This window comes from bacterium (genome assembly GCA_023230585.1).
In the GTDB taxonomy this organism is placed as follows: domain Bacteria; phylum Ratteibacteria; class UBA8468; order B48-G9; family JAFGKM01; genus JALNXB01.
Window position 1 is genome coordinate 120,220 of record JALNXB010000001.1, and the last position, 14,287, is coordinate 134,506.

The window sequence follows — 14,287 nt, forward strand, 5'->3', positions numbered from 1 at the left end:
ACAAGGTGTATATAACTACTTATTTATTTTAGGGTACTTATTTGTTACTGTATAAGGACTGTAAGTTCAGGAGAATCAGAAGACCGATTGTCCCAATTATCAACAGCAACAACTCTGTAGTAGTAGGTATTGCCTGCCTCAAGCACAGAATCTAAAAATTCTTGTGTGGAGGTACTTCCAACAAGAGTTGCTGAAGTAGTTTTTAAATTAGGTGTTTTAGAACGGTAAACATTGTAGTACCTTACACCTTGCGGTACCTTTACTTCATTCCATACAAGTTTAACATAAGGTGGTCTTACTCTATACCCTCCTTGTTGTAATGGTTCTCCCTGCACAAGAGTTGTTACTGCTTTCAATCCTGACGGTGCCCCGTTGAGAAGTGAAGGTGAGTTGCTCTTGCTGGTTGGCGTAAATCTTAGGTCATTGGTGACCATTATGTTATCCAGGGCAATGCTTGAGTCTGACGTTTCAAAACTCACCTCATATTCACCTTTTGCAAGATTAATGTTACCAGTATCAATACCTACCCACTTCCACCTAAATTCAGAAACATCTATTTTACCTACCTGTTTCCCGTTCACCTTAACTGTAAAACTTCCTTTGCCAATTTCCTCTTTTTCTGGCCAACCTGTAGTAGAACTTTCACATTCAAACCTGCTCATACCTCGCACCCGTGCCATCAGTTTTGTAGCCCCTTTGTAAGGAATTTGTATTTTTAGAGATACGCTACCTTTTAACAACCTTTCGCTTAATCGTTCTTTATACAGTAGGCTTGGGTCTGTTATAGCAACTCCATAAGAATTGCTTGCTTCTTTAGGTTCAAAAAAAGGTACCATAGGTTTTACTATTTTACCGGTTTCTGCTTCATAAAAATGTCTGTAACGATTATTCTTTCCAAGTTGAACCTCATTAGAAAACATTCTGCTCTCCAAACCAGAGTATTCCACAGATGTCATCACATAAAACCCCTTCTTTGATAGATTGTAGTTGTTCTCAGTAATTATCTGGTTGTTAACTTTCTTGTAGTTTTTACCACTTTCATTTGAACGGTAAAGGTTATATCCTTCTATTTCTGCGTGAAAACGAGGTTGTTCCCATAAGAGTTTGCCTTTGACGATTTTAAGATTTGATGGTGGCATAGGGTATCTTACAACAGCTATATACGTGTCTCCTATTTCGTATTCTGGTCGTTCAGCGGTAAGCATAGAAGATGCGTACCCTACTTTTGTGTAATCAGGGCTTGGGTTTGGCATAGACCATATTGTTTTTGCTTGCAACCTGCTATCACCAGTAGGGGTTCCTGATTTGCGTAGATTGGCTGCTCTTTTTGCTCGTTCTTCGCGGTCATAGTAGTTTGACATTGCTACTGCCCAGAAAGTTTCGTGTTCAAGATCTATCATAACAATTGGGACTGTTGGAACATTTTTTGACCATATAAGAGCAAATTCTATATCTCTCCTAAATTCGTGAGGCCAAGATATGTGGTCAAGGCCAGGGTAGTTGCCAAGAAATTTTACTTCACCGTTATAAGGGTTGTTTACAGTAATTGTGCCAAAAAAGTTGCTATGCATACCTAAAGCGTTCATATGTACCAGAGTGTTGTCTTCAAGCAGAAGAGGAGTATTATCTCCTGAACGGGGAAGACCCCCTGCAAGGTTCCACCAGGTATCGCCTTTCCATATAGGTTTATCTCCTGTCAAGGGTATATGTGTAATATTAGGTGTGGGAATTACTTGTATAAGTCCTCGTTTATCAGTAAGAGAAAGAGGTAGAGCCCATACTTGATAAGGGTTATCGTCTGTAAGAAATTTGTTACGGTTAATCTCAAAAAGAAAGTATCTTATACCGTTTTTATCAACCGCATTTGCCCAGTTATTCCCTGATTTACCCCAAACGGAATTCATTGCTAAATAATCACGGTTTTTTTCTCCTGCCGGATAAACAATGTCTTGTTCAGGGTTTTTGGAGATACTTTTGACTTTGAAAGAACGGAAATTATTACCTTCAATATCAGATAAAGCAAACTCTTTTCTATCTTCTGATTGCCATACAAGAATTTCGTGCGTAATATATTTTAGACGAGGTCCTCTACCTCCGTCTTCTGAAGGTCGTTTGATAATTTGCCAACCTTCTTTTTGGGGTAGATTTATAATATGGGTCTTGCCTGTCTCAAGGTTCAAAAATGTTTGAGTAGAAAAACTTCTTGATACATTTATCCATTCAGAAGGGTCGCTTCCTTCGGGAAGCCGTTTTTCTTCCCATGGAAATAGCCACGGAATCCTGTTTGCCCAACTTTTTGGTTTAGCAGACCTATGGCGGAAAGTGCCGTCGGTTCTTATGATATCGCCAGGGGTTCTTTTGCCTGCAAAAAAATATTTACCTTCATTACTGAAATCTTGAGAACCTGAGTATGAAAGATTGACTTCCCCACCTTGAGTCATAAGCCATAACTCTGTACCAATAAAAGAGTCTTTAAAAATAACCTTTCCAGGTCTATCTGGGTGGGATATTTTTTTTAGAGTATCAAGACCGTGGATTATGCTGGTTGATGTTTTTGAAGTCCAATCATCAGGTAACACAGTATTTCCGAGTCGTACTATTTCTATTTCTTTAACTTGAACTACAGCTCTATGTTTAGCAGGGTCTCCATAAGCCCGTGCAATACCTGTGTAATACTTTTTCTTCTCTGTTCCTTCTACATAAAAAGGAAGAATAATTTCTCGAAATTCCTCAGATATCCCTATCGGCATAACAAATATATCACCAGTAGCAACAGGTTGTTTGTCTACAAAAAGTTTTGCGGAATGAGAATTTGTTTTTGCTACTGCTCGCAAAATGTAATGGCCGGGAGTTAGTTCTACCTGTTTTGTGATGCCTTGCCAACTACAAAGTAAAGCAAAAGATGCTATACCTGTCTGGTCGTTATATGAAAAATCGGTATACACACCTCCTCTCGACCCTCCCCAACCGGTTTTGGATGTTATGTCAAACTTTATTCGAAATGCTTCATTCTTTCCGTTAGTTGAACTGTCAGCAGAAAGGTTCTGACATAAAACACAGAAGATTGTAAATAAGGTTAGCATATAAATAAACTTGTGAAAAAGTCTCATATTGTCCCCCTTTTTAGTAAAATATTAAATAAACTCGCTAAGAACTCTGTTTGCCAGTAAAATTCCTTGAGAAGTTAATCTATACCTTGTGCCTGTCTCTTCTAAAAGATGGTTTTGAATAAGTTTATTCACCTGTTTTTCATATCCTATAAAATTTTTTTTATCAACCCCTTTTGACATACGAAGCCCTAAAAATATGGTCTCTTCTTTAATTGAAAGGGTAGAACCTTCTGTATATTCAACAATAGATTTTGAAGGGGTTGCAAGATAATCTTTAAGAGAAGTGGTGTTTGCCCATCTTTTACCGTTAAAATGGGAATGGGCAGCAACCCCTACACCTATATAGTTGCCGTTTTCCCAATAGTTTACATTATGTTTACATTCCATTCCTATGGTTGCGAAATTAGAAATTTCGTATCTGTAAAACTTCTGTTTTAAGAGGAATTCAACTGCATAAATATACATATCAGCATCTTGGTCTTCTGAAGGTAGATTGAGGTTCCCTTTTTCTTTTTCTTCCCAGAATGGTGTTCCTTCTTCTATCTGTAAATTATAAATGGAATAATGCTGTAATTCCATAGATATGGCTTTCTGTAAATCTTGTTTCCATAACTCTATTGTTTGTCCTGGTAGAGCAAACATAAGGTCTATACTGATATTTTTAAAGTCGGCTTGCCTACATTCTTTATAAGTTTTCAAGGTATCTTCACTTGAATGAATTCTTCCAAGTTTAGTTAAAATATTATTATTAAAAGTTTGAACTCCCAATGATATACGGTTTATACCCAACTGTTTGAAGTCTTTCAATTTTGTGATATCTGCAGTTGCAGGGTTCACCTCTATACTTATTTCTATATTAGGTGAAAGTAGGGGGGATATTTTGTTTATAGATGAAAAAATTTTTTCAATATGTAAAGGAGAAAGTAGGCTTGGAGTGCCTCCACCGATGTATATGGTAGAAATACCTTTTGAAAGAATATCTTCTCTTATTTTTAGTTCTGTGCAGAGAGCCTCTGAGTATTGGTTAAAAACTTGGTTTTCATACCCCGTGTATGATACAAAATCGCAGTAGGCACACTTTTTTACACAAAAAGGTATGTGTATATAAAGGCCTGTCATAGTTTTTTTATTATCTATTTATTTTAAGAACGGCAAGAAACACCTCTTGAGGAATATCTACGCTACCAATTCTTTTCATTCTGCTTTTACCTTCTTTTTGTCTTTCGAGCAGTTTTCTTTTTCTTGAAATGTCTCCACCATAACATTTTTGTAGAACATCTTTACGGACAGGCGGTATGGTTTCTCTTGCTACAACTTTACTTCCTATAACTGCTTGAATAGGGATTTCAAACTGGTGGCGCGGGATTAAAGTGCGTAGTTTGGCAGCAAGGGCTCGCCCTACATACTGGGCTTGCTCTCTTGATACAATAGAACTTAAAGCATCCACTTGCTCATAATTTAAAAGTATATCCATCCTAACAGCGTTAGATACTCTGTAACCTATAATTTCGTAATCCATCGAAGCATAGCCTCTTGTGCAAGCTTTTAGCATATCGTGAAAATCAACAATAATTCGAGATAGAGCCATTTCAACAACAAGCATTACCCTTGTAGGGTCAAGATATTCTGTAGAAATAAAATCACCATTCTTCTCATTTACAAGTTGCATTATTGCTCCAGTATATTCGGATGGAGAAAGAATAGTTAAACGGCAGTAAGGTTCTTCAATGGTCTCTATTTCTGTTGTAGGAGGTAGCGATGATGGGTTATCAACCATTTTAATGCTCTTATTTTTTAATGTAACTCTGTATACCACACTTGGAGCTGTGGCAATAATGTTTAGATTAAACTCTGTTTCCATCCGTTCTTGAACAATTTCAAGGTGTAAAAGTCCAAGAAAACCGCAACGGAAACCAAAACCAAGAGCAGAAGATGTTTCCTGTTCGTAGTGGAAAGAAGCGTCATTTAATTGTAATTTACCCATAGCGTCTTTAAGCATATCAAAGTCTTGCCCATCTATAGGGTAGAACCCACAAAACACCATAGGTTTCATACGTTTATATCCAGGCAAAGCTTCTTTTGCAGGGTGCACATCATCAGTAATAGTATCTCCCACCCTACAATCTCTAACATCTTTAATCCCTGCAATGACATACCCTACCTCTCCAGAAGATATTGTTTGGGAGGGGATAGGTCCTAACCTTAGATACCCTGCTTCTTGAACCTCAAATTTTCTACCTGTGCTCATCATCCTTATAAACATACCTTTCTTTATTTCCCCATTAAAAACTCTTACTCGAGCAATAACGCCTCTAAAAGAATCATAATGAGAATCAAAGATGAGGGCTTGCAAACAAGAATCTTTTTCTATGGTAGGAGATGGAACCCGATCTATGATAGCACTAAGAATCTCCTCCACTCCTTCGCCTGTTTTAGCTGATACAAGCAGAACCTCTTCAGACGGTATCCCAAAAACCTTTTTGAACTCTTCTTTTATTCTATCTGGGTCGGCAGCTGGTAGGTCTATCTTGTTTATGACAGGAATAATAACAAGGTTGTTTTCTACTGCTAAATAAGCGTTAGCAAGCGTTTGAGCTTCGATACCTTGGGTTGCGTCCACAAGCAAAATTGCACCTTCACAGGCAGCAAGAGAACGAGAAACTTCGTAAGCAAAGTCAACATGACCAGGAGTATCTATAAGGTTTAGTATATAACCTTTATACTCCATCCTAACGGCTTGTGCCTTGATAGTGATACCTCTCTCTCTTTCAATATCCATTGTATCCAGAACCTGTTCTTTCATCTTCCTCTGCTCAACGGTTCCGGTGTAGGTTAGAAGCCTATCTGCAAGTGTTGATTTGCCGTGGTCTATATGGGCTATAATAGAAAAATTTTTAATTTGTTTACTCATAACTTACTATTATACCATAAAAAGTAAGTATTCGGTAAATATAGTTATATTTTTACTTAGAATTAGTGTAAAAAAGTATGTGATGTCTATTCTCTCTCTTTGCCCTCTACCCATAGGGGAGAGGGACCAAGGGTGAGGGGGGCTTTTACGTTTTGTCTTTATTGTTCCGTCTCCCGTTTTTTGTTAGGGTGCCCCTTTTTGTCATTCCGGACTTGAGCCGGAATCTCGTTTTTACTACCGCTGTATAGAGGATGACAAAATGGGGCGTAAAGCAAAAGAACAGGTGAAGCAATTCCCTCGGAGGTACTCGGGATAAACCTCCAATAAGAACAATAAATAATACACATAAATTTGAAATAAAAGGGGAATGATTGTATCATAATTGAAATATTTATAAAAAAAGAGGAGAGCAAAATGAGATGGACAGGGTACTTTATGCCAACATCAAAAGAAGCCCCAAAAGACGCTGAAACAATAAGCCATAAACTTATGTCGAGGGCAGGACTTATAGATAAAACATCGTCAGGGGTTTACTCGTATCTACCGGCAGGATATAAGGTGTTGAGGAATGTGGAAGGAATTGTAAGAAGAGAGATGAATAAAGCAGGAGCGGTGGAGTTGCTTATGCCAGCACTTCAACCAGCAACCCTTTGGAAAGAGAGCGGTAGGTTAGATTTGATGGGTGAAGAAATGATAAGGTTTACCGATAGGCATAACAGGGTTATGCTTTTTGGACCTACCCACGAAGAGGTGATAACAGATATTGTTAGAAAAAACATCAAGTCTTGGAAACAGTTACCTGTCACTTTATACCAAATACAAACAAAATTTCGTGATGAGATGCGACCTCGCTTTGGGATAGTTCGTTCAAGAGAGTTTTTGATGAAAGACGCTTATAGTTTTGATATAAATACTAATGGTTTAGATGAAACTTACTCTAAAATGAAAGTAGCTTACCAGAATATTTTTTCGGCATGCGGACTAAAGTTTACTATACAGCAAGCAGATTCAGGTGTTATAGGTGGTAAGTTTTCAGAGGAATTTTTTGCACAAGGGGAATGTCCTGAACTTGAGGTAGGTCATATATTTAAACTTGGTACTCAGTATAGTGAATCAATGAAAGCGTTTTTTGTTGATAAAGACGGGACCCAAAAACCTATGGTTATGGGATGTTATGGAATAGGGGTTAGTAGAATTGTTGCTGCAACAATTGAGGGGAATTTTGATGAGAAAGGTATTGTCTGGCCCTTAAATATAGCTCCTTTTAAGGTTCTGGTGCTTCCTGTGAATGTGGAAAACACTGATATAATGGAAATATCAGAGAATCTCTACTCTTCTTTAGTATCTGAAGGTATAGAGGTGCTTTTAGATGATAGAGCCGAGAGTACAGGTGCTAAATTTGCTGATGCCGACCTTACTGGAATACCTTTATGGGTGGTTGTAGGTAAAAAGATTTCAGAAGGTAAGGTAGAAATTAAAATAAGGAGAGAAAATAGGTTGATACCAATTGATGTCAACAATGTGTTACCCTGGGTTGTTGACTATATAAAACAGCAAGAAAATGGCTAATTGGTTAAGGTTGTTAAAAACAGGTTTTTTGGTTAGAAAAAATGAACTCCTGCTTGCGCTTATTGTTCTGCTTTATCTAATATTGTTTCGGTTTATCTTATCCATTCCACTTAGAGAAGAGCATATCTTTATTTTTCAGGTATTCTTTCTTTTTATGGAAAATTACATAACTATCTGCGCATATAATGGTTTGAAAGAATCTTTATTAAAGGGTACCTTAAATATTGGGCAGTTGTTTAAAAACAGTATACTTTTTTTTGGAAGGATGTTGCTCTACAAAATGTTTGTAGGTCTGGTTGCTATCATTATAATGAGTTTTGGATTTGGAATGATAGAGGTTGTAAAAAATGCGTCTCTTGTAAAATCTACTCTTGTTATGCTTATAACAATTGTATGGCTTTCATTTCCAGTATATCTTGTTCTATTAACTTTTCTTACCCCTTTCGTAATAGTTGTTGATGATGTTCCAGTCTTGTCTGCTATGAAAAAAAGTGTCAAAGTTTTAAGAAAAAATCTTACCACATCTATTATACTGATATTTTCGGTATTACCTTTATGGGTATTTGCTTTTTTTCTACTTAAATTGTATAATGAGAAGGGGTTGTTATTTCAGTTGTTCTTGTTATGCCTGATTGCTATATTGGAAATTATCACCATAAAAATCTGGATGCTTTTTTACCAGAAAACTTCTACCTAATCTTTATATAAACTACTAATTATTAGTTATTAACAAATATTAACATAACACAGATGGAGAGATAATATGAAAGAAATGTTTGAGGTTAGATGGCATGGCAGAGGAGGGCAAGGAGCCAAAACAGCTGCTCTGTTGTTTGGAGATGCGGCTTTGTCCACAGGTAAATATATACAGGCATTCCCTGAATATGGACCTGAAAGAATGGGTGCTCCTGTTCAGTCTTTTAATAGAATTAGCGAAAAACCGATAAGAATACATTCTGGGATTGAAGAACCAGATGTGGTTCTTGTCCTTGATGTAACTCTGGTTGGGCAGGTTGATGTAACAAAGGGGCTTGACAAAGAAAAGGGGATACTTATTATTAACACTCCTTTATCTCCTGAAGAGATGAAAAAGAAGCTCGGTTATGAAGGGAAAGTATATACAGTAAACGCTTCTGTTATATCAACAGAAACCATAGGTAGAAACATCCCTAACACACCTATGATAGGCGCTCTTACAAAGATAACAGGTATGTTAGAGATAGGTGCCCTACTTGAAGATACAAAAAAGAAATTGTCAGCAAAGTTTAGAAACAGACCAGAGATTGTAGATGGTAATCTTAAAGCAATAGAAAGAGCTTATAACGAGGTTAAAGGAGCTTAAAATGGAAGAAAAAAAAGCAACGTGGAAAGAACTTCCAGAAGGTGATGTACTTGAAGGAAGTTCATCATTAAAGTTTAAAACTGGTAATTGGAGAACCCTTAAACCTATTCATATACCTGAAAAATGTATACATTGTCTTTTCTGTTGGGTTTCTTGCCCTGATGGAGCGGTTGTTGTTGATAAAGAGACAAGCAAATTTGTAAGGTTTGATTATGATTACTGTAAAGGGTGCGGTATATGTGCTTATGAATGTCCTAAAGATGCAATAGATATGGTTGATGACCAGGGAGAAGATAAATGAAAAGTGCTGTTAAATGGATAGCTTTGGTTTTAATATTGTCAGGTTGGGTAGCGTTTATAGCTCGACACGCAACTGCTGGCAAAGAAAAAGCTCTACTAAACAGTAAAATCTCTCAACTTGAATCAGAGTTGGATTCTTACCAGTTTCTTGTTAAGGATGTGGAGACAAGCGCAAAAAAAATAGATGATATGATATCTATTCTTGAAAATCTTAAAACGAATTTAGATAAATTAAAATCAAAAATGGATAAGGGAGTGAAAAATGAAAGTAGCCAAAACGGGGAATGAAGCTTTTGCAGAGGCTATGCGTCAGATAAACCCTGATGTAGTAGCAGCATATCCTATTACTCCGGCAACAGAAATAGTACAGATTTTTTCACAATTTGTTGCCGATGGATTGGTTAAGACAGAATTTGTAGCAGTAGAAAGTGAACATAGCGCTATGAGCGCTTGTATTGGAGCCAGTACTGCTGGTATAAGAACAATGACAGGCACCTCTTCCCAGGGACTTGCTCTTATGTGGGAGATGTTATATATTGCTTCTGGATTACGGCTTCCAATAATTATGTCGGTTGTTAACAGGGCGTTATCTGCCCCTATCAATATACATTGTGACCATTCAGATGGTATGGGTGCAAGGGATAGCGGTTGGATACAACTTTTTTCTGAAAATGTACAGGAAGCTTATGACAACCTGATTCAAGCAGTAAGAATAGCAGAACATCCTGATGTTAAGTTACCAGTAATGGCAACCACCGATGGTTTTATATTAAGCCATTGTCTTGAAACTCTTGAGATGCTCTCTGATGAAGATGTTCAGAAATTTGTTAAAGAGCCACCAGAAAGAGAGAACCTTATAAAGAGTTTAAAAGAAAAAAAACCTATAACTATAGGGGCATTGGATTTGCAGGACTACTATTTTGAACATAAAAGACAGTCAGCTGAAGGGATGTTTAATGCTCTAAAAGTTATTCCAGAAATAGGAAAAGAATTTGGTCAAACTTTTGGTAGAGAGTACGGTTTTTTTGAAGAGTATAAACTTGATGATGCACAGGTCGCTATCCTGGTTCTTGGTTCAACGGCCGGAACAGCAAAAGAGGTTGTTGATAAACTTAGAGCTGAAGGGAAAAAAGTAGGACTATTAAAACTGAGAGTGTATAGACCTTTCCCAGCAGAACAGTTAGCTAAGGCTCTTTCAAAGGTGAAGGCTCTTGGAGTAATGGATAGGGCTGAAGGAATGAGCGGTGTTTCAGGTCCTTTATATCCAGAAGTGTGTGCAGCTCTTTATGATTCAGAAGAAAAACCTATAATAACAGACTATATTTATGGTCTTGGTGGAAGAGATATAACAATGGAAGATATTGAGTATATTTACACTGAACTTTTAAAAATAGCGGAAGCAGGTAAAAAAGAGTATACCCTTAAATATATTGGTTTAAGAGAATAGAAAAACTATATAGGAGAGAGAAATGAAGGTTTTCATAATGACTGATTTGGAAGGAGTCGCAGGAGTGTTGGATTCAAACAACTGGTGTTTGCCTGGGGGTGCTCATTACCTTAAGGCAAGAGAACTTCTTACTATGGAAATCAACTCCGCTATAGAAGGGTTTCTTGAAGGAGGCGCTACTGAGATACTTGTTTCTGATGGGCACGGTGGCGGCGGAACAATTGATAGAAGTTTGTTACATCCTAAAGCAGAATTTTCCTGTTTTTGGCCTGAAGGGCGTAGAGGTACTTTTAGTATGGACGATAAAAAGTTTGATTATATGGCTTTTATAGGTCAACACCCTATGGCTGGTACTATCGGAGGGCATCTGTGCCATACAGGTAATATGGGGGTTGTGGTGCAGACGTTTAATGGTATTCCTGTAGGTGAATATGGAGACCTTGTTTTTACTGCAAATGAACTTGGTATTAGGGTTATATTTGCATCAGGATGTAAAGCATTCTGTCTTGAAGCAGAAAACCTTGTGCCTGGTATAGAAACAGTAGCAGTTAAAAGAGGAACTCAGACTACCTCTGGTAATCATCTACCTGGTGATGTGTATAGGCAACATAATAAATCAGCAATACATTTACACCCACAAGAAGCCCGCAGAAGAATAAAAGAGGGAACTAAAAGAGCAATAGAGAGAGCTCAAAAAGAGGATTTTGGTTTTACAAAAGAAAAACTTACGCCTCCTTTTACCAGAATTAGGATACAGAGAGGAAATGGCGAGTTTCCTCCAAGAATATATAAGCAGACCCATCCGACAAGCTTGTTTGATATGCACTACGAGCAGTGGGAAGGCTATGAGTTAGAAATCAACCCAGCAGATTCTGAGTTACAGAAATTGTTAGGTAGACGGATTGTATAAAGAAACGGGAACAGGCAATATTTAATATTCCTGCCCTTAATATAAAGTTGAAAATTACTCCTTGTTGCTTAGGAGTAAAGGAGAAGAATAATGCCAAGTATAAAAGAACTTGCTCAAAGAGAAGAAAAATTTGTTTCAGGTCATAGGTTATGTGCTGGTTGTGGTGAAGGGATAGTGGCAAGGTTGGTTACTCTTGCTATAGATAAACCTTTTATAGCTTGTAATGCTACTGGATGTATGGAGGTAGCAAGTACAATTTTCCCTTACTCTTCATGGAATGTGCCTTGGGTACATTCAGCGTTTGAGAACGCTGCTGCTACAATTAGCGGAGTAGAGGCAGCTTACCAATCACTAAAAAAACAAGGCAAGATAGACGAAGATGTTGTTTTTCTTACTTTCGGTGGAGATGGCGGAACGTATGATATAGGGCTACAGGCACTTTCAGGCGCAGCAGAAAGAGGTCATAAAGTGTTATATGTGTGTTGTAACAACCAAGCTTATATGAACACTGGTATACAACGTTCTTCTGCTACCCCTAAAGCTGCAAGCACAACAACTACTCCTTCTGGGAAAGTTATTCCTGGAAAGATACAGTTTCAGAAAGACCTTCCATCTATAATGGTGGCTCACAATATCCCTTACGTAGCAACTTCAATTCCTGGTAGATGGAGGGATTTAACAAATAAGGTTGAAAAAGCAATAACTTTTGATGGGTTTACCTATATAGATGTTCTAACACCTTGTAGATTGGGCTGGCCTCATGACCCAGCGCTAACAATGGAAATATCAAGGTTGGCTGCTGAAACCTGTATATGGCCCCTATATGAAGTGGTAGAAGGAAAATATAAAATCAATTATAAACCAAGAGAAAAGAAACCCATTGCTGACTGGTTTAAACTCCAGAGAAGGTTTGACCATCTTTTGAAACCATCTAACGAACAACTTCTTGCAGAACTACAGGCTGAAGTAGATAAACGTTGGGAGATTTTGCTTAATAAAGAAGGATAATAACAACTATGAATTCCCTTTTTTTGGCGGGGTTTTCGCTTCTGTTTTTTCTGCTTTCGTACCGTTTTATGGGCAGAAAACTTGAACGGTTGTGGGATGTTTCACCTGAAAGAAAAACTCCCGCTATTGAATGCCCTGATGGAGTTGACTGTGTTCCTGTTAAACACTGGTCAATCCTTTTCGGACACCATTTTGCTTCGATAGCAGGTGCAGGTCCAATACTGGGTCCTGTGATTGCCTGTATGTTATGGGGTTGGCTACCGGCTGCTCTGTGGCTATTACTTGGTTCAGTTTTTTTAGGGGGAGTTCACGATTTTTCTTCTCTTATTTTAAGTTTGAGACATAAAGGTGGGTCTTTTGGAGAGATAACTGAATCGGTGATGGGCAGAAAAAGTAAGATTATATTTCTTATCTTTCTCTGGTTGACTCTGGTGTTGGTAGTTGCGGTTTTTGCTTCTGTTACAGCCAATACTCTTGTAGAAGAACCGTCCATTGTTATACCAACCTTTGGGCTTATACTGATAGCAGTCATCTTTGGAGTATTTGTATATAAATTCAAATATTCTTATATAAATGCAACAGTTTTGTCTGTACTGCTATTGTTAATTACCTTTGTGCTTGGGAGTAAATTCCCTGTATCTATTCCGTTTTACTCCCCTGTCAAAACCTGGATACTTATACTTCTCTTATACTCTTTTGTTGCAAGTATTATTCCTGTAAATCTCCTTCTTCAACCGCGTGACTATCTGTCTTCCTTTATCCTTCTTTTTGGGCTATTGTTTGGATATGCGGGGCTACTTCTTTCTCGTCCCAATATAACAGCGCCAGCATATATCTCTTTTTCTTCACCTAAAGACGGTTACCTATGGCCTATGATGTTTGTAATGATTGCTTGTGGCGCTATTAGCGGTTTCCACAGTCTTGTAGCAAGCGGAACTACATCAAAACAGATTACTAGCGAAACTGATGCAAAAAAAATAAGTTATGGAGGTATGCTAACGGAAGGATTTTTATCTATACTTGCTCTTTTGTGTGTATGTGCGGGGCTACATTGGAACAAGAGCGGTTCTTTACTTAATTACCCTGAACTGATGAAGTCTGGTAATTGGATAGGTACTTTTGCTACTGGGTATGGGCAGATAACTTCTAAAATATTGAACCCTGCTATTGGTAAAATTATAGCTGTTGTTATGATAAACGCTTTTGTGCTTACAACTCTTGATACAGCAACAAGGATAACCAGATATATCTCTCACGAACTTATGGGTGAAAGTTGGAATATTAAAATTTTTAAGAATAGGTACCTTGCTACTTTGGTTATTGTTATTGTAGCCGGTACTCTTGCTTTTGGTAACTGGCAGAAACTCTGGCCTGTTTTTGGAGCGGCAAACCAACTTGTTGCAGCAATAGCCCTATTTGTTGCTGGAATGTTTCTTTTAGGTAGAAAGAAATTTTCTCTAATAACCTTTGTGCCTGCAATATTTATGTTTATTACAACGGTAGTAGCACTACTTTACCAGATGCAGGGGTTTTACAGGCATAAGAGTTTTCTTCTTGCTAATGTCTCTCTTTTACTTGTTGTGCTTGCTGTTTTTGTAATAATAGAAAGTTTCCATAAACTTCTAAAACGTTGTTAACTCACCAAAATTGGTATTATAAAAGAAAATGGCTTATAATAATGGAAATATTG

General features: G+C 37.6%; 12 protein-coding genes. 9 read left to right on the forward strand and 3 right to left on the reverse strand.

Going from position 1 to position 14,287, the window contains the following annotated elements:
- Positions 1–44 precede the first annotated feature (44 nt).
- The 3 genes from M0P98_00570 to lepA are packed head-to-tail and all read right to left on the reverse strand — an operon-like array spanning position 45 to position 6,021.
- Positions 45–3,110: a hypothetical protein gene (locus M0P98_00570; protein ID MCK9265375.1), complete on the reverse strand. Its 3,066-nt coding sequence runs from the start codon at positions 3,108–3,110 to the stop codon at positions 45–47.
- Positions 3,111–3,134: 24 nt separating this feature from the next.
- On the reverse strand, positions 3,135–4,229 hold the full coding sequence (hemW, locus tag M0P98_00575; GenBank protein MCK9265376.1) for a radical SAM family heme chaperone HemW: 1,095 nt from the start codon (positions 4,227–4,229) through the stop codon (positions 3,135–3,137).
- A gap of 10 nt (positions 4,230–4,239) precedes the next feature.
- Positions 4,240–6,021 carry a translation elongation factor 4 gene (lepA, locus tag M0P98_00580; protein MCK9265377.1) on the reverse strand — a complete coding sequence of 594 codons (1,782 nt, stop codon included), beginning with the start codon at positions 6,019–6,021 and terminating at the stop codon, positions 4,240–4,242.
- Between the two features lie 414 nt (positions 6,022–6,435).
- Between lepA and proS the strand changes: the two genes are divergently transcribed.
- The 9 genes from proS to M0P98_00625 all read left to right on the forward strand — a co-directional run bounded on the left by proS (position 6,436) and on the right by M0P98_00625 (position 14,234).
- Entirely contained in the window at positions 6,436–7,590 is a 1,155-nt protein-coding gene (proS, locus tag M0P98_00585) for a proline--tRNA ligase (GenBank protein ID MCK9265378.1), read from the forward strand.
- On the forward strand, positions 7,583–8,287 hold the full coding sequence (locus M0P98_00590) for a hypothetical protein (GenBank protein ID MCK9265379.1): 705 nt from the start codon (positions 7,583–7,585) through the stop codon (positions 8,285–8,287). The genes proS and M0P98_00590 overlap by 8 nt, the downstream gene beginning before the upstream one ends.
- Before the next feature lie 66 nt (positions 8,288–8,353).
- A complete protein-coding gene (locus M0P98_00595) occupies positions 8,354–8,932 on the forward strand; it encodes a 2-oxoacid:acceptor oxidoreductase family protein (protein ID MCK9265380.1) in 579 nt (192 codons plus the stop codon).
- Between the two features lies 1 nt (position 8,933).
- Positions 8,934–9,233 carry a 4Fe-4S binding protein gene (locus M0P98_00600; protein ID MCK9265381.1) on the forward strand — a complete coding sequence of 100 codons (300 nt, stop codon included), beginning with the start codon at positions 8,934–8,936 and terminating at the stop codon, positions 9,231–9,233.
- On the forward strand, positions 9,230–9,520 hold the full coding sequence (locus M0P98_00605; GenBank protein ID MCK9265382.1) for a hypothetical protein: 291 nt from the start codon (positions 9,230–9,232) through the stop codon (positions 9,518–9,520). Before M0P98_00600 ends, M0P98_00605 begins: the two co-directional genes overlap by 4 nt.
- A complete protein-coding gene (gene porA / locus M0P98_00610; GenBank protein ID MCK9265383.1) occupies positions 9,495–10,679 on the forward strand; it encodes a pyruvate ferredoxin oxidoreductase in 1,185 nt (394 codons plus the stop codon). Before M0P98_00605 ends, porA begins: the two co-directional genes overlap by 26 nt.
- Positions 10,680–10,701: 22 nt before the next feature.
- A complete protein-coding gene (locus M0P98_00615) occupies positions 10,702–11,589 on the forward strand; it encodes a M55 family metallopeptidase (protein MCK9265384.1) in 888 nt (295 codons plus the stop codon).
- 90 nt (positions 11,590–11,679) lie between these two features.
- Positions 11,680–12,597 carry a thiamine pyrophosphate-dependent enzyme gene (locus M0P98_00620; GenBank protein ID MCK9265385.1) on the forward strand — a complete coding sequence of 306 codons (918 nt, stop codon included), beginning with the start codon at positions 11,680–11,682 and terminating at the stop codon, positions 12,595–12,597.
- Positions 12,598–12,605: 8 nt separating this feature from the next.
- Entirely contained in the window at positions 12,606–14,234 is a 1,629-nt protein-coding gene (locus M0P98_00625; protein ID MCK9265386.1) for a carbon starvation protein A, read from the forward strand.
- Positions 14,235–14,287: the final 53 nt, after the last annotated feature.